The following is a 22,585-nucleotide window of genomic DNA, read 5'->3' on the forward strand; positions in this document are numbered from 1 at the left end:
AAGTATATCAATAACTTTGGGTATGCTTGCCTATTTTTTCTCGGACATCAATGATAAATTATTATTAACTATAATAAACATCGTATAAAATAATCTAAATGAAAATACTATAATAAATAAAATTTAAAAGTAAAAAAGTTTAATTTTGTATTAAATGTAATTTTTATATGAAAAATTCATCAGCAAACTTTCATATTGATAGTTTAGATAAAAAAATACTATCCATATTAACAAAAGATGCACGTACTCCTTTTGTTGAAGTTGCCCGTACCTGTGGTGTTAGTGGCGCTGCCATTCATCAACGTGTTCAGCAGATGATAAGTGCCGGTGTAATTAAAAGTTCCCAGTTTAATATATCTCCAAGAGCTATGGGTTATAATACCTGCGCTTTTATTGGTATTCAGCTTCACCTGATAACACGAAAATCACATATTGAAGCTTTCGATAAAATAATGAAAGTGCCGGAGATTGTGGAATGCCACCACGTTTCCGGAAAACATTCATTACTTATTAAAATTTACACAAAGAGTAATGAAGATTTAAAAGATATTATTATAGAAAAAATTCAATCCATTCCCGAAGTGATTTCTACTGAAACTTTTATTTCGTTACAGGAAGGTTTTGAAAGGCAAGTAGCAACAGAATAAAATAAAAATTTAAAAATTAAGCCCCACTCTTGATCTTGAATGGGGCATATAAATTTTGATATGATTATTAATTTACAATGCCGAAAGGCATTCCTCTATAATTGTCCATGTTCTTTTAATATCATTGTCCAGTCCTACTGAGAAACGTACCAAACCAGATGACATTCCCATGTTTTTTTGTATATCTTCAGGAACTTCAGACGAAGTGCTTTTCCCTGAATTACTAAAAAGAGTTTTGAAATATCCAAGGCTAACAGCTAAATAACCAACACCTTTTTTTTCCATCATTTCCATGAAATCATTTGATCTTTCAGTTGTCTCCATATCAATTGCAAGTATGCCACCATATCCATATCCTGAGTTCAACATTTTTTTCAGAGTCTCATGTCCGCTGTGTTCAGGTAATCCGGGGTATGAAACAGAAATACCTTTTTTCTTAAATTGTTCTGCAAGATATAATGCATTTTTACCATGCTGTACCATACGAATATGAAGGGTGTGTAAATTTTTTAAAATACTTGAAGAACGGAGAGGATCAAGTACCGGGCCCAGAAGCATTGCTGTACCATTATTCACATTACATAATGAATCAATAAATTCTTTACTTCCACAAATAGCACCGGCAACACAATCATTTTTACCATTAATGAATTTGGTCATGCTATACACAACAATATCAGCGCCCAAAATGCAAGGCGATACAAGCATAGGAGTGAAAGTATTATCAACAACTAATTTTACATTATTTTTTTGTGCAATAGCAGCAAGCCCAGGAATATCGGAAATCTGCAACATTGGGTTAGTCATTGTTTCCGTATAAATCAATTTTGTATTTGGCTTGATAGCTTTTTCTACAGCTTTTAAATCAGTAATATCAACAAAAGTTACGCTGATATTAAATTTGGGAAGATAATTCTGCAAGAATGCAAATGTTCCTCCATAAGTTGTCTGGCTTGAAACAATATGATCGCCATAGTTGCACAATTGTAAAATAGTTCCTGTTATTGCACTCATGCCTGAACCGGTAACCCATGCTGATTCGGTGCCTTCCATTGCAGCCATAGCATCAGCCAAATATTTATTACTTGGATTCCAATGGCGCGAATATAAAAAGCAACCTTCAAGAGTCCCGTCGAAAGTTTCTGTCATGCTTTTAGCCTGCATAAATGTGTATGTGGCTGAATCAGTAATGGAGGGGTTTACGTCTCCAAATTCCCCAAACTGTTGTAAGTCTTGAATCCTGGAAGCAGGATCGTTTTTCATTTTAGTCATATTCTTTAAGATTTTAAGTGCAAAATTACAATTATTAATATAATTACAATAATAAACTACATTATGTAATCATTATATATATATTAATTATTTTTCATAAGCTATTTAGCAATTAAAATAATTTTATGTAATATTTTTATAAATCTTATATCAATTAACTTTCAATTTGTAAGTTTTGATATAATACCAAATATTTTATTATACTAAACGTTCGATGTTGCCTTTTTTGCAAACTCTAATAGCTGAAGTATAATTTAAAACAGCCTAAAGGATATTTAAATTTTACAATGATTATGCAGATTGTATTTTAAAATTATAAAATCTAATTTTAAGATTTTATGTTTTGACATTTTCACTACATTCGCAAAAAATATTTTAATATATGAATTACGATTTAATAGTTATCGGTAGTGGTCCCGGTGGATATGTTGCTGCAATACGTGCATCGCAATTGGGATTAAAAGTTGCAGTTGTTGAAAAAGCTGAACTTGGTGGTATTTGCCTCAATTGGGGATGTATTCCAACTAAAGCATTATTAAAAAGCGCCCAGGTGTACAATTACATGAAGCATTCTGCCGATTACGGAATTCAGGTTGAAGGCGCTGTAAAACCCGATTTTGAAGCTATTGTAAAACGCAGCCGTACTGTTGCCGAAAACATGAGTAAAGGAATTCAATTCCTTTTTAAGAAAAATAAAATTGAAGTTATTACCGGTCTTGGAAAAGTGAAACCCGGTAAAATAGTTGAAGTTACTGATGCTTCAGGAAATAAAACAGAATTTTCAGCAAACCATATTATTATTGCAACCGGTGCAAGGTCGCGCCAATTGCCTAATCTACCACAAGACGGTAAAAAAATTATCGGGTATCGTGAAGCTATGACATTACCTAAACTTCCCGAATCGATGGTAGTTGTTGGCTCTGGAGCAATTGGTTCCGAGTTCGCACAATTTTATAATTCAATGGGAACAAAAGTTACATTGATTGAATTATTGCCTAACATCGTTCCTTTAGAAGACGAAGAAGTTTCAAAACAACTGGAACGTTCGTTCAAAAAATCAGGAATGAAAGTCATGACTGATGCGTCTGTTGAAAGCGTTGATACAACCGGTGATGTATGCAAAGTAAAAGTGAAAACAAAAAAAGGCGAAGAAATTATAGATGCAGAAATTGTTTTCTCGGCAGTTGGAATTGCTACAAACATTGAAGGTATTGGTTTGGAAGAAACCGGAATAAAAACCGAAAGAGGAAAAGTAATTGTTGACGATTTTTATAAAACCAATGTAGAAGGTTATTATGCAATAGGTGACATTGTTCACGGACCAGCATTGGCGCATGTTGCATCGCACGAAGGAATTGTTTGTGTTGAAAAAATTGCAGGCCACCATCCTTCTCCGGTTGATTACAATAATATTCCAGGATGTACTTACACCACTCCTGAAATTTCATCAGTTGGGATGACCGAGAAACAAGCTAAAGATGCAGGTCATGAAATAAAAGTCGGGAAGTTTCCTTTCACTGCTTCGGGCAAAGCAAGCGCAGCAGGCAATAAAGACGGTTTTATAAAAGTTATTTTCGATGCAAAAACAAATGAACTTCTCGGCACTCATATGATTGGCGATAATGTTACCGAAATGATTGCAGAAATTGTAGTAGCAAGAAAATTAAAAACGACTCATCGCGAAATTCTGGATGCAGTGCATCCCCATCCAACTATGTCGGAAGCAGTGATGGAAGCTGTTGCCGCTGCATACGGCGAGGTAATACACATTTAAATTTTTAATGTTAAATTTTAAATTATTAATGATTCAATATACAGAGTGCAGAATTATGAAATCAGAATTAATAATTTCAAACTTCAAACTCTAAACTCAAAACTTCTAAAATGTGCGGCATTACAGGAATTTTTTCTTTTCAAAATGAAGCTCTTTCATTTAAAACGAAAGTAGAAAATGCTGTTGCCAAACTTCATAATCGCGGACCTGAAAATTCAGGAACATACTTCCACAATCATGTTGCTTTGGGTCATACAAGGCTTGCTATTATTGATGTTACTAATGCAGCATCACAACCTTTTAATGATAATTCAGGAAGATATACCATAATTTTTAATGGTGAATTTTTTAATTTCAAAGAGCATCGTGAAGAATTATTAAAAAAAGGAATTCAGTTAAAATCACAAAGCGATACTGAAGTTTTACTTTACCTGTACATCACCGAAGGTGCGTCATTCCTCGAAAAGATAAATGGGTTTTTTGCATTTGCAATTTATGATAAAGAAGAAGAAACGTTATTTGTTGCCCGTGATCGTTTTGGAGTTAAACCTTTAGTTTATTATAAAGATGATGAACAATTTATTTTTGCTTCCGAGATAAAAGCCTTACTGGAATACGGAATTAATAAGGAACTTGATGAAACATCGTTGTATCAATATTTGCAATTGAATTATATTCCTGCTCCAAATTCTATTTTTAAAAATGTTTGCAAACTTAAACCGGGAAATTTTCTTAAAATAAAAGGTGGCAACATAGAGCAAAAAGAATATTATAAAATCCCGATTCATTCTGAAACAGAAATAAAAAAATTCAACATCAATTATGATGATGCAAAAAATAAAATTCATGAATTGCTTGATAATTCAGTAAAATTAAGAATGATCTCTGATGTTCCGCTTGGTGCATTTTTAAGTGGAGGAATTGATTCATCAATTGTAACAGCCCTTGCATCAAGATACACTGATAAACTTAAAACTTTTTCAATCGGGTATAAAGATGAACCTTTATTTGATGAAACCCGCTATGCAAGGCTTGTTGCCAATAAACTAAAAACCGAGCATACCGAATTTATTTTAACGAATGATGATTTATTTTCTGTACTATTTAATGTACTTGATTATACCGATGAACCTTTTGCCGACTCATCAGCACTTGCCTTGAATATTTTAAGCAAACAAACACGCAAGCATGTAACTGTAGCATTGTCGGGCGATGGCGCTGATGAACTTTTTGGCGGTTACAACAAACACTGCGCTGAATATAGAATCAGAAATGCTGGAATTACAGAAAACTTCATAAAATTTTCAGAACCTTCGTACCAACTTTTTCCTCAATCAAGAAATTCGAAATTCACCAATACAATCAGGCAACTCGACCGATTTGCAAAGGGGATGAATTTAAGTGATAGTGAGCGTTACTGGAATTGGTGCGGATTTGCTTCGGAAAAGGAAATTGATAAATTATTTTTATTGAACCAAAAAGAAAATTATTCTGAAAGAAAGAAAAACATTTTAAAATATATTTCGCAAACTAAAGGATTGAATGATGTATTGTATACCGATATGCATTTGGTTTTACAAAACGACATGCTGGTAAAAGTGGATATGATGTCGATGGAGAATTCACTAGAAGTACGAACACCTTTCCTTGATTTCAATTTAGTGAATTATGTCTTTTCTCTTCCTTCAGAATTTAAAGTTGATAAAAGTTTTGGAAAGAAAATTTTGCAAGATACTTTCAGAAATATTTTACCAGAAGAAATTTATCACCGCAATAAACATGGCTTTGAAGTGCCTCTATTAAAGTGGTTCCGCAATGAATTGAAGTCTTTAATCTTTGATGAATTGCTTGAAGAAAAATTTATCACACAGCAAAATATTTTCAATCCAACTGAAATTTCTTTGCTGAAAAATAAATTACTTTCCAATAATCCCGGCGATGCTGCTGCAAGAATATGGGCGCTGGCCGTATTCCAGTATTGGTGGAAGAAATATTTTGTATAAAATCCTAATATAAAATATTGGTATATGATATAACAGAACATGACAAAACCTGATTTACTTAAACACTTATACCTCTCTACTTTTTCATCAATTGAATTTTATTTGAATTTTGGTCATTAAATTTGTTATTTATAAGTACCTTCGCTTTCCGATTTGAAAAGCAATGCCAAAAGTTTTACGTATTATAAACCGGTTTAATCTAGGCGGGCCTACATATAATGCAGCGCTACTTTCAAAACATTTGGCGCCGGAATTTGAAACTTTGCTTTATAGCGGAGCTATTGATGAAACTGAAGGCGATGCAAAATTCATTGTTCGAAACTTAGGTATTGAACCCCTTACTATTCCTGAAATGCGTAGGTCACTTAATCCTGCTCTTGATTATCAAGCATATAAAAAAATTAAAAAAATAATTTCCGAATTTAAACCGGATATTGTTCACACACACGCCTCAAAAGCAGGCGCACTGGGGCGTTTAGCGGCATATAACTTAGGCGTTCCGGTTATTATTCATACTTTTCACGGTCATGTTTTTGATAATTATTTCAGCCGTCTCACTTCAAAATTTTATATAAATATTGAACGTTATCTTGCTAAAAAAAGCACCAAAATTATTGCGCTGTCGGAAATTCAAAAAAATGATTTGGTAAATAAATTTAAAATTTGTCCCGCTGAAAAAATAGAAATTATATCGCTAGGATTTGATTTGGATAAATTCCAGGAAAATATTGAATTAAAAAGAAAAAAATTCAGAAATGATTTTCAAATTGCAGATGATGAAATAGCCATTGCTATAATTGGGAGATTAGTTCCAATAAAAAATCACGAATTGTTTCTTCAATCAATAAAAGATATTTCAGAAAAAACAAAAAAGAAAATCAGGGTATTTATTGTAGGTGATGGTGAAAGTAAAATGGATATTCTGAAAAAAACAAAGGAATTAAATCTATCGTTTACAGAAAATAAATCCGAATCAAAAAATAATCTCATCACCTTCACTTCGTGGATCAAAGAAATTGATACCGTTATTGCCGGAATTGATATCGTTGCATTAACCTCTTTGAATGAAGGTACGCCTGTAAGCCTTATTGAAGCCCAGGCAGGAAACAAGCCAATTGTAAGCACCAATGTAGGTGGAATAGAAAATGTAGTTATTCCAAATGAAACGGCTTTGCTTTCACCGAACAATAACCAAAAAGCATTTGCTGAAAATATTTTAAAGGTTATTGGATCAGACAATTTGCGTCAAAAATTATCACAAAAAGGCTGGCAGAACGTGAAAGAGAAATTTCATTTTTCCCGGTTAATTAGTGATACAAAAAAACTATATTACCAACTTCTGAAACAATAATCTTTTTGTTTCGTTTAACTATAATATTTATACTTTTGCAGATATCTAATCTAAATGATTGAAAATAAAGTGAAAAAATATTTTCTTTTTATTATTGTTTTGATGTTATTTTTGTCTTCGTGCAAAATATTTTCCCCTAGCCAAATGTTGCGCACAGGAAAGAACTATAAATATTCCGAATTCACTGCCGCACAAGATACACAACACTATCATATTGCTCCTAATGATAAAGTTTCATTTTCTATAACTACTAACAATGGTGAAAATATTATTAATCCTATTAGTGGAACTTCAACAGTAGCATCAGGAAATTCAAATTCTGAATATACCGTTGAATATGACGGAATGATAAAACTTCCAATTTTAGGAAGAGTAAAAATTAGCGGAATGACTTTACGAGAAGCAGAAAAATTCCTTGAAAGTATTTACTCTAAATATTTTAATGAACCTTTTGTTCAATTGAAAGTTACAAATAACAAAGTAATAATATTCAATGGTGGCGAGGGTGGCAAATCATCAGTTATTACTCTCACCAGCACCAATACAACTTTATTTGAAGCCATTGCGCAAACAGGAGGCATTACTGATGGAAAAGCATTTAAAATTAAACTAATCCGCGGTGATTTAAAAAGTCCACAGATTTACCTGGTTGACCTATCTACTCTTGATGGAGTAAAAAAAGCTAATTTAATTTTGCAGGCAAACGATATAATATATATAGAACCAAGGAACAGGTATCCTGAAAAATTAATGACGGCAATTACTCCCTATTTATCGCTTGCTTCATTTATTTTACTAATCGCAAATACTATCAAATAACATTAATGGCAACGACAAAAAAAATATCGAATATTAACGACGAAATTGACATTAAGTTATTTCTATATATTGCTAAACGAAGTTTTTTATATATAGCCATTTTTCTTGCTATTGCATTGATAGGGCAATTTCTTTATCTCCGGTATGCACGTCCTATTTACCAAACCAGTGCTACAGTACAAATCAGCTCAAATGAAGAAAACGTTAATAAAATCCTGGAAACAGAAAGTATGGGGCTGGAGCAGCAAAACGATATTGAAAAAGCAAGAGAGCTTATAAGTTCTCCTGTTTTTCTTGAACGTGCATTTTCTTCATTACCTCTAGCCATCAGCTATTACCAGGAAGGTACGATCATGTCGTCAGAACAATATAAAACAGCTCCTTTCGAAATAACTGCTGATGTAAAAGTACCTTCTATCTATGGCATTCCTATATATGTTAATTTTATTTCAAAAGACCGATATGAATTATCATATACCCATGGAGGTTCACAGAAATATACAAAAGATTTTGCAATATCGGGAAAAGCATCTATTCCTGAAGCAGACATAAAACTAAAAATCACAAATTCCAATAAAATTGATTTCAAAAATGGCATCCTGAATCAGAATTCATATTTTTTCATTATTAATAATCCAAATGGTATTGTATATAATTATGCTTCGGAACTAACAATAACCACTATAAGCGAAGCTGCTAAAACAATACAAATTTCAATAAAAGACCAAAACGCGATAAAAGCCTCTGATTTAGTAAATGCAATTGTTGACACATACAGGACATACGGAGTAGAGAAAAAAGCAGAAAGCACTAACAGTGTTCTTGAATTTATTGATAAACAATTGCAACAGGTTTACGATACTTTATTCAAATCTGAAATGGATCTTGAAAGTTTTAAAAAAGAAAACCGGCTTGATTCAACCCAGATGGAACCATTACCAAGTATTTACTCAAGAGTTAATGATTTTGATGACCAGCTGATTGAACTGGAACTTCAGGAAAATTTACTAACTCAGGTTCAAAACAGTATTAAAGAAAAAGATCTTGATATTTATAAAATGATTGCTACTGTTGCCGGGAGTGAATTTGAAGGGTCTGTTTCAAATTTCCTGGAATCGTTACAGGAACTGCTCTTAAAAAAAGAAAAACTTTTATACCAGGTTACAAAAAACAGTGGACAGATTGAAGAAATAAATTATCAAATAGAAATACAAAAAAAATTATTAGCCGAATGCATTACTACATTAAAAGCAAACCTGACATCTCGAAAAGCTACTATAAACAAATATCTTGACTCTTATAAAAACACTGCTTTTTCATCAAAAGAAAATTACAATGCTCTTGAGTTAAGCCGTCTGCAAAGGATGTATAACATCAACGAGCAATTTTATAATAAGCTCATTGAAAAAAAGGCAGAATACCAGATTGCAAAAGCCGGTTATGTTTCCCAGATTGTAGTTCTCGACAAAAGCACAGTTCCCAATGACCCGATTTCCCCAAGACGCAGATTAATATTTTTCGGGAGTTTGCTTTTTGCAATTTTCATAAGTATCGGACTTATACTTATCAGATATTTATTCTATAATGAGATTACCAATATTAATGATATCATTAAATATACTGATGCGCCTATTTTAGGAATCATACCAAAGTACAGAAGAGAAATACCTGTTTCTCAACTTATCGTTGATAAAAAACCTAAATCATTAATAGCTGAATCATTAAGATCAATTCGAACAAATTTACAATTTGTAAATAATGATCCCGGCCCGAAAGTTATTGCAATTACCTCAACTATATCAGGTGAAGGAAAAACATTTGTTTCGATTAATCTTGCCGGTATCATCGCTTTTTCTGATAAAAAAGTAATTGTAATTGACCTCGATCTTCGCAAACCAAAAATACACAAAGGGTTTGGAGTAGAAAACAGAAAAGGTGTAAGTACAATATTAATGAACATGGATTCGGAAAAAGAATGTATTCAACATAGTACTGTTCCTAATTTAGATTTCCTTACAGCTGGTCCGGTTCCACCTAATCCATCTGAGTTAATGCTTACCAAAAGGATGGAACAAATGATCGACTTACTGAAAAATAATTACGACTATGTTATTATCGATAACCCTCCAATCGGATTGGTTACAGATGGTATGCGGAATATGTTGATAGCCGATTACCCCATATATGTATTTAAAGCAACCCATTCAAAAAGAATGTTTGTTCAAAATGTTGATCGCCTTATCAACGAGAGCGGGATAAAGCGTCTTGCAATTGTTTTAAATGCTGTTGAACCTCAATATTCAGGGTACAATTACGGAAAAGGAAATTCATACGGACCGGGATATGGAGCAGGCTATGGCTACGGCTACGGTTATGCTTATGGTTATGGCTATGGCTATTATGATGACGACCATTTACATCCTATTAAGAAAAAATTTATCCTGGATAGAATCTCTGATTTTATCTGGAAAAAAATCCTTCGTAGAAATTAAACACCAAGATGGAAATTAAATGCACCGAAATCCCGGGATTACTTATTATCCAACCTAAAATTTTTTATGATGCCAGAGGTTACTTTTTTGAATCCTATAATAAAATCAAACTTTCAGAATCAGGATTTAAAGCTGACTTTATCCAGGATAATCAATCCATGTCTTCAAAAGGAACATTAAGAGGAATGCATTTCCAACGACCTCCTTTTGAACAGGGAAAATTGGTAACTGTGATAAAAGGAGCAGTAAGAGATATTGTAGTTGATATCCGAAAAAATTCAAAATTTTATGGAAAATATTTTAGCATTGAGTTAACTGAGCAAAATAAAACCATGCTCTGGGTACCTCCAGGGTTCGCCCATGGATTTCTTACGCTTGAGGACAATACCATTTTTTCATATAAATGCACGCAAGTTTATAATAAGGACTCTGAAGGAGCAATATTGTGGAATGACCCCGATGTTAATATAAACTGGGATATTAAAAATCCTGTTATTTCTGAAAAGGACAATAATGCACCATTATTCAAAACATTGAATACACCTTTTTAATAAAAATTATTCGTACTTTTGCAAACTCTTAAAATTAGTCGATGACTAAAATTCAAATTTTTGAATATGTTATTTTCTTTGTTACTTGTTTAGCATTCTCTATTCTGATAAACTCCCTTTTTATTAAATTTATCAGGACATTAGGCATTCGCAATAAGGAAGAAACAGTTATCAGGTGGAGTACTCAATCAAAACCTGCTATTGGAGGTATTTCATTTTATATAATCTTCCTGCTTTCAATAATTGCCTATTCGTTTTTTGTTGATCGCAGTCAATATTTTTTAAACCTTCAATTCATTGGAGTTCTTTTCGCATCTACACTGGGTTTTCTTATGGGCATGTTCGACGATGCATATAATACAAAACCACTTATTAAACTTTTCACACAAATTTCCTGTGGAATAATTTTAATATCCACAAATATATATATTGATATTTTTGATATCCAGTGGCTGAATTATACCATCACCATTTTCTGGGTAGTAGGCATGATGAACTCTATCAATATGCTAGATAATATGGATGCCATAACATCTGTAATATCAATATTTATTTTAATAACAATTATTATAAATCTATTTTTATTAAATGATTTCAGAAACCCTGATATTTTTATAATATTAGGGATTTTAGCTGCTTTAATAGGATTCCTAAAATTCAACTGGCATCCTTCTACTATATATATGGGTGATACAGGAAGTCAATTTCTTGGTGCATTCCTGGCAGCAATTGGTATAATTTATTTCTGGAATCATCCTGATGGTAATGGAGTACACATTTGGTCAAAACAAATTCTTACCGCAGTAATAATTTTCAGTATCCCAATAATTGATACAACAACAGTGGTAATTAAACGTCTTTCCAAAGGGAAATCGCCATTTGTAGGAGGAAAAGACCACACAACTCATCATATTTCATATCTTGGCTTTTCCGATAAACAGGTAGCATATATTTATTCGGCAATTTCAATATTATCAATGACCATAACAGTTATTGCAGTAAATTACATCAACAACTGGAGTTATTTTCATATCGCTATTTATTCTCTGTATTTTATAATTTTATTTGTTATACTTTTTGTTATTGCAAATCGTAATATCAAATAAATATTTATAGTTTATGATTTTTAAAAAAATTTTTTTATTCATTTTATTTTTAGCAACCATAGCATTATTTATGGTATGTTTTAATTTTTCTACAAATAAACCTGACAGCGATACAGATTATCAAAAAGCATTTTATAAAAACTATAAGATTTTTTCTGTTGAAATTCCCGACTCTATTGATTTTGCAGGCGAAAAAGTTGAAACCAATCGTTATGATGTCAGAGAAGGAATTGATCGTGAACTCCTGGTAAATACATACTGGCAATCACAAACATTAATGCTTATAAAAAAAGCATTCCGATGGTTTCCAATTATAGAGCCTATTTTGAAGAAAAACGGAATTCCTGAAGATTTTAAATATCTTGCTGTTGCAGAAAGCGGACTTACAAATAATATGATATCTTCTGCTGGCGCTACAGGTATGTGGCAATTCATTAAAGAAAGTGCTATCAAATATGGACTTGAAGTTAATGACTATATTGATGAACGTTATAATGTTGAGAAATCAACACTTGCTGCTTGCAAATATATTAAAGAAGCTTATGCCATTTATAAAAGCTGGACAATGGCTGCCGCATCTTATAATGTTGGAATTGGTTCTATTTCAAAATCAATTGAATTTCAAAAAACAAATAATTATTACGACCTCTATTTGAACTCGGAAACGGCCAGATACGTTTATCGAATTATTGCGTTAAAACTTATTTTAGGTAATCCTAAAGATTATGGTTTCTTTCTGAGGCTTAAAGACCTTTATCCTCCAATACCAACACGTACTGTAAAAGTGGATTCATCAATTAAAGATCTTGTCAGCTTTGCAAAAAATTTCAATTTAAACTATAAAATTCTTAAGGATTTTAATTTATGGCTTAGAAAATCGTCACTCGAAAATATCTCAGGAAAAACATATTATTTTACTTTACCAAAAGAAGGCTTTATAACATATGATTCTCTGCAGGCGAATATGAGTGATGAACCATTTTTATCACCCGATAGTCTGAACGAATAACATACAGACGCATTATGAATTACGAAGATGAATACTTCTTATAACACTGATGTACTGTTAAAACAATCCGAATCATCCGGCGAACCTGAATTCATATCAGTTCTGGGCGCAAGAGTTCATAACCTGGATAATGTTGATGTAATCATTCCCCGTAATAAGCTAGTAGTAATAACAGGACTAAGTGGTAGCGGAAAATCTTCACTGGCTTTCGATACGATATATGCTGAAGGGCAAAGACGTTACCTGGAAACCTATTCAGCATACGCCCGTCATTTTATAGGAAACATAGAACGACCAGATGTTGATAAAATAACAGGATTAAGCCCGGTTATTTCTATTGAGCAAAAATCAACTTCAAAGAATCCGCGTTCTACTGTTGGTACCATTACTGAGATATATGATTATTTACGACTTTTATTCGCTCGTGTAGCTGATGCATATTCATATGAAACCGGCGAAAAAATGGTTCGTTATACCGAGTCACAAATTATTGAAATTATCTTAAATAAATTCAATGATAAGGAAATAATAATACTTGCTCCGGTTGTAAAAGGAAGAAAAGGACATTATCGCGAACTTTTTGAACAAATAAGGAAACAGGGATTTTTAAGAGTGCGAATTGATAATGTAATCAAAGAAATTTCATTCGGGTTACAGGTAGACCGATACAAAATACATAATATCGAAATTGTAATTGATAAAATCAAGATTACTTCCGATAACAAGTTCCGTTTAGCCGAATCGCTTCAATTAGCCATGCGACATGGAAAAGGGATGCTGATGATTCAAAATATTTCTGATGACAATGTATATCAGTTCAGTAAATTTCTGATGTGTCCAACAACAGGTATTTCATATGATGAGCCTGAACCCAACACATTTTCTTTTAATTCTCCTTATGGCGCTTGTCCTAAATGCAGCGGATTGGGAAGTATTACCGAACTGGATATTAATAAAATTATTCCTGACCGCAAGAAATCTATAAAACAAGGCGGAATTATACCTATAAAAGAAATTAAAAATAAATGGATTGTTCATCAACTGGAAGCAATAGGACATAAATACGATTTCACGCTCGACTCTCCTATTGAAGATATTCCTGACAACGCTCTTGATATTATTCTATACGGTTCTGATGAAGTGTTTAAAGTAAAGTCAGATAATTATGGTGTAGAAGCTACATATTCGCTAAATTTTGAAGGTATAGCAAATTTTATTTTCAGCCAGTATCAGGATACTAATGGATCTTCAATAAAAAAATGGGCATACGGATTCATGGAAGAAGCGAAATGCCCATTATGCAATGGCAACAGGTTAAAGAGAGAATCGTTGCATTACAGGATTGGGGATAAAAATATTGCTGAACTTGCAGCAATGGATATTGTTCATTTTAAAAAGTGGATAAATAGCGCTGATCAATTTCTTGATAAAAGAAAATTGAAAATCGCTTTTGAACTATTACATGAAATTTCAAAACGTACCGATTTTTTACTCAATGTGGGTCTTGATTACCTTTCTCTGAACAGATCTTCTAAATCATTGTCGGGTGGCGAATCGCAACGCATCCGACTGGCTACTCAAATCGGTTCACAACTTGTCGGAGTACTTTATATTCTTGATGAACCCAGTATAGGTCTTCATCAGCGTGACAACATACGTTTAATAAATGCACTGAAAGAACTTCGCGATATTGGTAATTCTGTAATAGTTGTAGAACACGATAAAGAAACTATACTTTCGGCCGACCATGTAATAGATATAGGACCAGGTGCAGGTATTAACGGTGGAAAAATTGTTGCACAAGGAAGTCCCGAAGAACTCAAGAATTGCAGTTCACTTACCTGTATGTACCTTTCCGGTAAAAAAGAAATACATATTCCTCAAACCAGGAGAAAAGACACGGGAAAAACACTTATTCTGAAAGGTGCAAAAGGTAATAATTTAAAAAGTGTAACTCTTGAAATCCCTCTCGGAAAATTTATTTGTATAACAGGAGTTTCAGGGAGTGGGAAATCATCGCTTATTAATGAAACACTCTATCCTGTTTTAAGTAATTATTTTTATAAATCATCCATTCGCCCTTTATCATTTGAAACTATTGATGGTCTAAAAAATATTGATAAAGTAATTGAGATCGACCAGTCGCCCATTGGTCGTACACCACGCTCCAATCCTGCAACATACATTGGTGTTTTTGATGAAATTCGAAAATTATTTGCACAAATACCCGAGTCGAAAATCAGAGGTTACCAGCCCGGACGTTTTTCATTTAATGTAAAGGGTGGGCGATGTGAAGAATGCCAGGGAGCAGGATTAAAAACCATAGAAATGAATTTCCTTCCCGATGTATATGTTGAATGCGATAAGTGTAATGGAAAACGATACAACAGGGAAACGCTTGAAATACGTTACAAAGGGAAATCAATTAATGATGTGCTTAATATGGATATCAGCCAGGCACTGGAATTTTTTGAAAATATTCCTTCAATAGTACAGAAAATAAAAGCGATAAAAGATGTGGGATTGGGGTATATCACTTTTGGGCAACCTTCTACAACACTATCAGGAGGTGAAGCTCAACGCGTAAAACTTGCTGCTGAGCTTTCAAGAAAAGACACAGGAAAAACATTATATATTCTCGATGAACCAACAACAGGATTGCATTTTGAAGATGTACGCGTACTGCTAGATGTTCTGAATAAGTTGGTCGATAAAGGAAATACTGTAATTGTAATTGAGCATAATATGGAAGTTATAAAAGTTGCCGATCATATCATTGACCTTGGTCCTGAAGGCGGCGAAAGAGGTGGAACTATTGTTGCAACAGGAACACCTGAAGAAATTTCAAAAAATAAAAATAGTTTTACTGGTCAATTTTTAAAGGATGTACTTACTTATTGATATTGACAACCGACAAATACTTTTGTATATTTACAGCTTATATCTAACAAATAAAAACTTATGACAGACTACAAAATGAAGGATCCCGAATTCAGTGAAGAGAATAAAATAAGGGAAGCATTACATCAGAAAGATTGGGCAGAATTAAAATCATCCGATTCATGGCAAATATTTAAAATAATGGCTGAGTTTGTAGAAGGTTATGAAAAGCTTGCTATTATTGGCCCCTGTGTTTCAATCTTCGGATCAGCACGAACAAAAATTGATAATAAATATTATAAACTTGCACAGGAAATTGCATATAAAATTTCCAAATCAGGTTATGGAATAATTACTGGAGGTGGTCCCGGAGTTATGGAAGCAGCAAATAAAGGCGCTAAAATGGCCGGCGGAAAATCAGTAGGTTTAAATATAAATTTACCTTTTGAACAGGAACCCAACCAATATATTGATCATGATAAAATACTTACATTTTATTACTTTTTTGTTCGCAAAGTAATGTTCATGAAATATTCACAGGGTTTTATTATATTACCCGGAGGATTCGGAACTTTTGATGAAGGATTTGAAGCCATCACTTTGATACAAACAAAAAAAATTGCACGGTTTCCAATAGTTATGGTTGGTACAGATTATTGGAAAGGAATGATTGAATGGATAAATAAAAAAGTATTGGAAGAAGGATGCATCAGTCAAAAAGACCTCGACCTTTTCATATTGGTTGACACTGCTGATGAGGCAGTCAAACATATTGATGATTTTTACAAAAAATATTCTCTTACTCCTAATTTTTAAAATATTTTGTCAATTGTGAAAAAGTTTGTAACTTTACTCGTTTAATCGAAGAAAGTTTTTATCTCATAATAATAATTTATGCAGAAAAAATGTTTACTTTTTTTATTTGCTGTAATCCTGGCAGGGTTAACAACATTTGGGCAAACAACTGCTACTGCAGATTTTCAGGATACTTCTTATAATAAATATCGAATTCCATCAATAAATGCGGGAGTTGGTATCATGACATATTATGGTGATATCAGTTCTTTTAATGACGACATTACTCATGTAGGAAGGTTCAATAAAGCTTTTTATCTTTCTGCGGAACAACGCATCAATAAATTTTTCGGAATTTCACTCAATGCTTTAAAAGGAACACTATCTGAAACAGATAACAGGCCGAACAGGCATTTAAATTTTTACACCGACGTTCTGCAAGGCGGATTAAATGCGACTCTTCACATCGACAATGATTTTATTATTAGCAAACGCTCAAGGTTTTCATGTTTCTTTACCGGTGGCATTGGCATGATAAAATTTGAACCTTATGGCGATTTTCGCGACAAAAATAACAACTTATATTATTACTGGGATGATGGCACAATAAGAGATCAGGCTTTCGACTGGCAATATCCTCAAAATGGAGATACACTATACCGCGATTATGATTTTGAAACAAAACTCGACACAGCAAATAAATATTCTGATAAAGCAATTACTCTTTCATTAGGCGGTGGAATCAATTTTAAATTCTCTGATCGACTTGAAGCAAATATTTCTTCAATTTATTATTTCACCAATACTGACGCTATTGATTATAAAACCAATTCCGATAAATTCAAATTTCTCTCTTCTACCAATGATGGGTACCTATATACTTTTGTTTCTCTTCAATATAATTTAGGCGGAAAATCAGTATCCAATGGCGGTAATAAATATTATAAAGGAATTGATTTTAAAAAAATTGATAAGACTGATTCCGATAATGATAAAGTTAAAGATTACGATGATGAATGCCCTGATACTCCTACAGGTGTTAAAGTTGATATTCATGGCTGTCCTTTTGATGATGATAAAGACGGGGTTCCAAATTATTTGGACAAAGAATCAAATACTCCATTAGGAGTAATTGTTGATGAAGAAGGCGTAACTGTTTTAGCAAAAACTTTTGAAGATAAATATGTAACAGATTCACTAATAATGTCAGGAGCTTTGGTTTATGACAGAGATTCCACTTTAACAAAATCGGATATTAGTGATAGCATCTATCAAGTTCTTCTATCACCACAAGCCAGAATAGCAGATAACAGTGTAAATTTCCAAATTAAAAAGAATTATCAAAGCAATAATGGAAATAATCCTACTTACAATACAAATGTAGTTGTAAATGTTAAAGATAAACCTAATCAAATTGGTGGTGTAACATACAAAGTTCAAATTGGGTCATCTTCAAGTTCTGATTTAAAACCATTCTTTGAGACAAATTATAACATTACAGAAGCTATTAATGTTGAAACATATCAAGGCGCATATAAATATTCTGTTGGTTCGTTCAATTCTTATGCTGCAGCAAGACAACATGCCAATTCGATTAGAGCTAAAACAAATTTAAGTGCATTTGTTATAGCATTTAAAGATGGTGCACGCATACCTGTTTCTGATGCAAAAGTTATTACAGGCGAATAAAAAATATTACTATTATAACCAAAGCCCTGCAAAGGGCTTTTTTTATTTCTAATTATAATAACAAAAATGAAACTTAAAATTCCTATCGAAATTATTGAGCTTGAACCTGAAAGTTTTCACCTTTTTATTGAAGGTCATATTAATGGAAAGCCAGCAAATATGCTTGTTGACACAGGTGCATCAAAAACAGTTTTTGATTTGAACAGAATTTCAAATTTTATAAACAAACGGAAAAAAAAATTTGAATCTTTTGAAAAAACAACAACCGGCTTAGGCACCAACTCAATGGAAAGCCATTTTACCAATTTTAAAAAATTTAATATTAAGAAATTGGCTTTTGTTGATTTTAAAGCAATTTTGCTTGACATGACTCATGTAAATCAATCTTATGAAATGCTAAAAATGAAACCTATTGATGGGGTTTTAGGCAGCGATCTGCTTATGAAATATAAATCGGTGATTGATTATAAGAAACATATTATCTCTTTTGAATATTAATCAAATTAAGTATTTTAGATTTAATATCTGAATTTTCAAAAATACCTGTAAAGTTTTCACATCCCTGCCCTATTGTCCAAATCCCTACGGGTAGCCCTGAGTGTTCATTAGTGGTCCATCCTATCTGTGCATCATAATTATATTTTGCAACAGTAACGCTGTCTGAAAATATTAAGGATTTTTTCTGCAATGTAAGTTTATTCGGGTAACATCGATAACTATTTATTGAAGAACTATTCGAATCATCAAATCCACGACCTAATGTAAGACCACCGGTTTCATGATCAGCAGTAACAATGATTAAAGTATTTTCAGGATTTTTCAAATAAAACCCGTATGCTTTTTTAACAGCATCGTTAAAAGCAATAACTTCACCAACAGCTGTAGCAGCATCATTATCATGACATGCCCAGTCAATTTTACCGCCTTCAACCATGATAAAAAAACCGGTATCATTTTTTAAACTATTGATGGCTGTTTCAGTGTAAACCGAGAGTTTATCTTCATATCCGGGAAAATCAATCACGTTAGGCAATGCATTTTTTTCATCGCTATATACATTCTTTAAATTTATTTGTTTATTTCTTATCAGTGTATCTATAATGATCACTGGCAACACAGTATTTTTATTTTTATCAAGCAACGAAGTGTTCAGTAAGAGGTTATATTTATTTTCTTTTAGTTTCAACAAAACCTGTTCAAAGTTTTTATAAATTCTTTTTGAAGTATCGGCATTTCCCAGCATAAAACCACCACCAGCAAAAAAATCAAAATGACTTTTAATTAATTCATTTGTGAGGTTATCATAATTTTTCCGAGTAGGTTCATGCCCAAAAAATGCTGCAGGAGTAGCATGATTTAGAGGAACGCTTGTGAGAATTCCTATTTTAAATTTTTGTTTCTTTAAATATTCTGCAATACTTTCAAACGATTTATATTTCGACATTCCAATCATCCCGTAATTTGTTTTTTCACCACAGGCAATTGCAGTACCGGCAGCACCCGAATCTGTTATTCTGAAGGTATCAAGACAATCGGTTTTTGTTAATCCAAATTTCCATGAATTATCTAAAAATATTAATTTTTCATCTTTAAAATATTCTAAATATTTTTCTGTTAGAAAAACCTGGTTCAATCCCATGCCATCACCAATAAAAACAAAAATGTACTTAGGCGGAATACCTGAAAAAGCTGTCTTAAAAAATAGAGCCGAAATGAATAGAGAAACAAAAAATATTTTTTTCATCAGTAAAAAATTATAATTTTTATAAAATCTGAATATTATCAGTAATAACTTTTTTGTTACCAGTTCCCATCCATGATATCCATTGTTACGCAACACTTGCTTGCTCGTGAATATCAATCCTAAAGTAAACCCTATATTGAAATCCTTTTTGAATTTATTTATCATGATTGGTGCATGTTTTCGTTCGCATGGATATTTCATATCATATTATACTCGTTCTTATCAAGAATGCGAAAACAAATTTGATTAGAACAAGTTATGTCGATAGGAACAAAATAAGAAAAATGCAAATCTTTTCCGTATCGGTATAAAATATTCTAAGCAAAAATATACTTTTTTAATCTCATTAAAACTTAAATATTAGTAATTTTACATCAATATTGATTCCTGTTCAATATTTAACAGAAATAATAAATAATGTTGAATAAAGACAAAATTTTTAATAGTAAATTTTTCAATTATACTTTTGTTGCAAAAAGATTCATATCAAAATAAAAAAACTGAAAACTCAAACAATATCTTAATATCTAAATATCATTTTATATGTTAAAAGGCGCGTATACATTACTCATCACTCCATTCAAAAAAGATCTTTCATTAGATGAAGAAGGATTGAAAAGACTTGTTGAAATGCAAGTGGAATCAGGCATTCACGGAATAGCTCCATTAGGAGTTACCGGTGAAAATACGATGATGACAGATAACGAAATTTATAAAGTTGTTGAAATAATTGCTAAACATGCAAAAGGAAAAGCAAAAATAGTTCCCGATGCATGCAGCACCAGTCTTTGGGAAGCGAAGGAACGTGTACAACGGTTCATTGATTTGGGAGCTGATTATATTTCGGTATTTACACCTTATTTTGTTTTACCTAAACAAGAAGGATTGATCGACTTTTACGAAAAACTTGCCGATTTTTCTAAAGTTCCCATTGTTCTTCATAATGCGCCCGAACGTACCGGTGTAGATCTATTACCAGAAACCACAGGACATCTTTCTAAACACCCCAATATTAGTGGCATTAAAGATGGCAATAAAAAGCTCGACCATCTTGCAAAAATTTTATACCTCACAAAAGACCAGGATTTTGATGTATTTACAGGAAAAGATACAACCGCTTATCCACTGATTTCGTTTGGTGGAGCCGGAACTTTTACTGTTGCCGGAAATGCAATTCCAAAAGTAATGAAAGAATTAACAGAGGCAGCTCTTTCAGGTAACATGAAGAAAGCAGAACAAATGCATTTTGAATATTACGAATTATTTGAAGCATTCCGTTTTGAATCGAACCCAATGGCTGCAAAAATGGCGCTGAACCTTATGGGGCTTCCTGCCGGCGGTCATCGCTCGCCACTTACACCTCTCAGCGAAGGAAAAACAAAAATTTTAAAATCGCTGATGATACAAAAAGGTTTGATAAAAGAATAAAATAGTTTAAAATTCAAAGTTTGATGTTTAATTTTTAAATCTATTGAACTGTGTGTTTAATAAATATATATTATGAATAAAATTACTTTACGTTCACCTGCAACTAGTGCCAATGTCGGACCAGGCTATGATATTTTTGCAATGGCATTAAAAGAACCTTATGATGAAATAACCATCTCGTTAAATGATTCAGGGAAAATTGAAATCTGCATTAGCGGAGAGCATGGCAATATTCCTACAAATGTAGAAGATAATACCGCAGGGCTTGCAACTCTGGAGCTTTTCAAGAGAAAAAAAATACAGCAGGGAGTTACCATTGAAATAAATAAAAAAATGCCAAGTGGTGGCGGTCTTGGAACTACAGGAGCTTCGGCATCAGCAGCAATTGTAGGACTTAACAAACTTCTTAACCTTAACCTTTCATTCAACGAACTGATTGATATAGCGCGTATGGGCGAAGTTGCATCAGGTGGTTCGCCACATGCCGATAATGTTGCCGCTTCAATTATGGGAGGATTTGTGCTGGTAAAAAGTTACCATCCGATTGATGTCCTAAAACTTGATATTCCTGAGTTTCCTATTGTTCTTGCAGCTATTCGTAAAAGTCAGCGTACAACCCGAGGATTCATTACTTATGAGATCGGACAGGAAAAGTTAAAAGAGCAGATGGCCCGCTGTTCGCGCGTGATTCATGCACTTCACACAAAAGACATTGCCGAATTTGGTAGTGCAATTAATGTTGACCATATTGCCGAACCCGTTCGTGGTGCTGCTATTCCCGAATATTTAGATGCAAAGAAAAAAGCTTTGGAAGCCGGTGCATTTGGTTGTACAATAAGTGGAGGTGGTTCATCAATAATTGCTTTTTGCAGTTTAGAAAAACAAAAAGAAATTGCAGAAATATTTGAAAAAAGTTTTTCACCTAATCCACATTACGTAAAAACAATTTGTTCTTTTACCAGTAACACAGGCGTTCACGAAATTTAAAAATAATCTGAATCTTAATTATTTTTTTCTTTAAAAAT

17 protein-coding genes are annotated in these 22,585 nt (G+C 32.8%); 15 read left to right on the plus strand and 2 right to left on the minus strand.

Annotated elements, in window-relative coordinates:
• Positions 1–167 precede the first annotated feature (167 nt).
• A complete protein-coding gene (locus tag PKK00_07540; protein HNW98244.1) occupies positions 168–647 on the plus strand; it encodes an Lrp/AsnC ligand binding domain-containing protein in 480 nt (159 codons plus the stop codon).
• Positions 648–719: 72 nt separating this feature from the next.
• Here PKK00_07540 and PKK00_07545 read toward each other — a convergent pair whose 3' ends face one another.
• Positions 720–1,910, minus strand: a complete 1,191-nt coding sequence (locus tag PKK00_07545; protein HNW98245.1) for an aminotransferase class I/II-fold pyridoxal phosphate-dependent enzyme — start codon at positions 1,908–1,910, stop codon at positions 720–722.
• A 391-nt stretch (positions 1,911–2,301) separates the two neighbouring features.
• On the opposite strand from PKK00_07545, the gene lpdA reads away from it, so the two are divergent.
• The 12 genes from lpdA (at position 2,302) to PKK00_07605 (ending at position 18,886) form a co-directional block, all read left to right on the plus strand.
• Positions 2,302–3,693, plus strand: coding sequence for a dihydrolipoyl dehydrogenase (gene lpdA / locus PKK00_07550; protein HNW98246.1), 1,392 nt, complete (start codon positions 2,302–2,304; stop codon positions 3,691–3,693).
• Between the two features lie 110 nt (positions 3,694–3,803).
• Complete coding sequence (gene asnB / locus PKK00_07555; protein HNW98247.1) at positions 3,804–5,696, plus strand: asparagine synthase (glutamine-hydrolyzing); 1,893 nt, start codon at positions 3,804–3,806, stop codon at positions 5,694–5,696.
• A 163-nt stretch (positions 5,697–5,859) separates the two neighbouring features.
• Entirely contained in the window at positions 5,860–7,047 is a 1,188-nt protein-coding gene (locus tag PKK00_07560; GenBank protein ID HNW98248.1) for a glycosyltransferase, read from the plus strand.
• 54 nt (positions 7,048–7,101) lie between these two features.
• The gene (locus PKK00_07565) at positions 7,102–7,866 is read left to right on the plus strand and encodes a polysaccharide biosynthesis/export family protein (GenBank protein ID HNW98249.1); all 765 of its coding nucleotides are present in this window, start codon (positions 7,102–7,104) and stop codon (positions 7,864–7,866) included.
• 5 nt (positions 7,867–7,871) lie between these two features.
• The gene (locus PKK00_07570) at positions 7,872–10,358 is read left to right on the plus strand and encodes a polysaccharide biosynthesis tyrosine autokinase (protein HNW98250.1); all 2,487 of its coding nucleotides are present in this window, start codon (positions 7,872–7,874) and stop codon (positions 10,356–10,358) included.
• Between the two features lie 8 nt (positions 10,359–10,366).
• The gene (rfbC, locus tag PKK00_07575) at positions 10,367–10,909 is read left to right on the plus strand and encodes a dTDP-4-dehydrorhamnose 3,5-epimerase (GenBank protein HNW98251.1); all 543 of its coding nucleotides are present in this window, start codon (positions 10,367–10,369) and stop codon (positions 10,907–10,909) included.
• Positions 10,910–10,950: 41 nt separating this feature from the next.
• Complete coding sequence (locus PKK00_07580; GenBank protein ID HNW98252.1) at positions 10,951–12,015, plus strand: MraY family glycosyltransferase; 1,065 nt, start codon at positions 10,951–10,953, stop codon at positions 12,013–12,015.
• A gap of 13 nt (positions 12,016–12,028) precedes the next feature.
• The gene (locus tag PKK00_07585) at positions 12,029–13,024 is read left to right on the plus strand and encodes a lytic transglycosylase domain-containing protein (protein ID HNW98253.1); all 996 of its coding nucleotides are present in this window, start codon (positions 12,029–12,031) and stop codon (positions 13,022–13,024) included.
• Between the two features lie 27 nt (positions 13,025–13,051).
• Positions 13,052–15,925 (plus strand): excinuclease ABC subunit UvrA, encoded by a 2,874-nt coding sequence (uvrA, locus tag PKK00_07590; GenBank protein HNW98254.1) that lies wholly within the window; start codon positions 13,052–13,054, stop codon positions 15,923–15,925.
• 60 nt (positions 15,926–15,985) lie between these two features.
• Positions 15,986–16,720, plus strand: a complete 735-nt coding sequence (locus PKK00_07595; GenBank protein HNW98255.1) for a TIGR00730 family Rossman fold protein — start codon at positions 15,986–15,988, stop codon at positions 16,718–16,720.
• 78 nt (positions 16,721–16,798) lie between these two features.
• On the plus strand, positions 16,799–18,388 hold the full coding sequence (locus PKK00_07600; protein ID HNW98256.1) for an SPOR domain-containing protein: 1,590 nt from the start codon (positions 16,799–16,801) through the stop codon (positions 18,386–18,388).
• A gap of 66 nt (positions 18,389–18,454) precedes the next feature.
• Positions 18,455–18,886 (plus strand): aspartyl protease family protein, encoded by a 432-nt coding sequence (locus PKK00_07605; protein HNW98257.1) that lies wholly within the window; start codon positions 18,455–18,457, stop codon positions 18,884–18,886.
• On the opposite strand, the gene PKK00_07610 is transcribed toward PKK00_07605, so the two are convergent.
• Positions 18,867–20,333, minus strand: a complete 1,467-nt coding sequence (locus PKK00_07610; GenBank protein HNW98258.1) for an alkaline phosphatase — start codon at positions 20,331–20,333, stop codon at positions 18,867–18,869. The genes PKK00_07605 and PKK00_07610 overlap by 20 nt on opposite strands.
• A 342-nt stretch (positions 20,334–20,675) precedes the next feature.
• Here PKK00_07610 and dapA point away from each other — a divergent pair, with 342 nt between their 5' ends.
• A complete protein-coding gene (dapA, locus tag PKK00_07615; GenBank protein HNW98259.1) occupies positions 20,676–21,560 on the plus strand; it encodes a 4-hydroxy-tetrahydrodipicolinate synthase in 885 nt (294 codons plus the stop codon).
• A gap of 72 nt (positions 21,561–21,632) precedes the next feature.
• Positions 21,633–22,547 (plus strand): homoserine kinase, encoded by a 915-nt coding sequence (locus PKK00_07620; protein HNW98260.1) that lies wholly within the window; start codon positions 21,633–21,635, stop codon positions 22,545–22,547.
• Positions 22,548–22,585: the final 38 nt, after the last annotated feature.

The organism is Bacteroidales bacterium (assembly GCA_035353855.1).
GTDB lineage: Bacteria > Bacteroidota > Bacteroidia > Bacteroidales > CG2-30-32-10 > DAOQAK01.

Coding starts and splice junctions, on each gene's coding strand:
- PKK00_07540 (HNW98244.1), top strand. CDS start 168: ATGAAAAATTCATCAGCAAACTTTCATATTGATAGTTTAGATAAAAAA.
- asnB (HNW98247.1), top strand. CDS start 3,804: ATGTGCGGCATTACAGGAATTTTTTCTTTTCAAAATGAAGCTCTTTCA.
- PKK00_07545 (HNW98245.1), bottom strand. CDS start 1,910: ATGAAAAACGATCCTGCTTCCAGGATTCAAGACTTACAACAGTTTGGG.
- lpdA (HNW98246.1), top strand. CDS start 2,302: ATGAATTACGATTTAATAGTTATCGGTAGTGGTCCCGGTGGATATGTT.
- rfbC (HNW98251.1), top strand. CDS start 10,367: ATGGAAATTAAATGCACCGAAATCCCGGGATTACTTATTATCCAACCT.
- uvrA (HNW98254.1), top strand. CDS start 13,052: ATGAATACTTCTTATAACACTGATGTACTGTTAAAACAATCCGAATCA.
- PKK00_07595 (HNW98255.1), top strand. CDS start 15,986: ATGACAGACTACAAAATGAAGGATCCCGAATTCAGTGAAGAGAATAAA.
- PKK00_07600 (HNW98256.1), top strand. CDS start 16,799: ATGCAGAAAAAATGTTTACTTTTTTTATTTGCTGTAATCCTGGCAGGG.
- PKK00_07580 (HNW98252.1), top strand. CDS start 10,951: ATGACTAAAATTCAAATTTTTGAATATGTTATTTTCTTTGTTACTTGT.
- PKK00_07585 (HNW98253.1), top strand. CDS start 12,029: ATGATTTTTAAAAAAATTTTTTTATTCATTTTATTTTTAGCAACCATA.
- PKK00_07605 (HNW98257.1), top strand. CDS start 18,455: ATGAAACTTAAAATTCCTATCGAAATTATTGAGCTTGAACCTGAAAGT.
- PKK00_07570 (HNW98250.1), top strand. CDS start 7,872: ATGGCAACGACAAAAAAAATATCGAATATTAACGACGAAATTGACATT.
- dapA (HNW98259.1), top strand. CDS start 20,676: ATGTTAAAAGGCGCGTATACATTACTCATCACTCCATTCAAAAAAGAT.
- PKK00_07610 (HNW98258.1), bottom strand. CDS start 20,333: ATGAAATATCCATGCGAACGAAAACATGCACCAATCATGATAAATAAA.
- PKK00_07620 (HNW98260.1), top strand. CDS start 21,633: ATGAATAAAATTACTTTACGTTCACCTGCAACTAGTGCCAATGTCGGA.
- PKK00_07560 (HNW98248.1), top strand. CDS start 5,860: ATGCCAAAAGTTTTACGTATTATAAACCGGTTTAATCTAGGCGGGCCT.
- PKK00_07565 (HNW98249.1), top strand. CDS start 7,102: ATGATTGAAAATAAAGTGAAAAAATATTTTCTTTTTATTATTGTTTTG.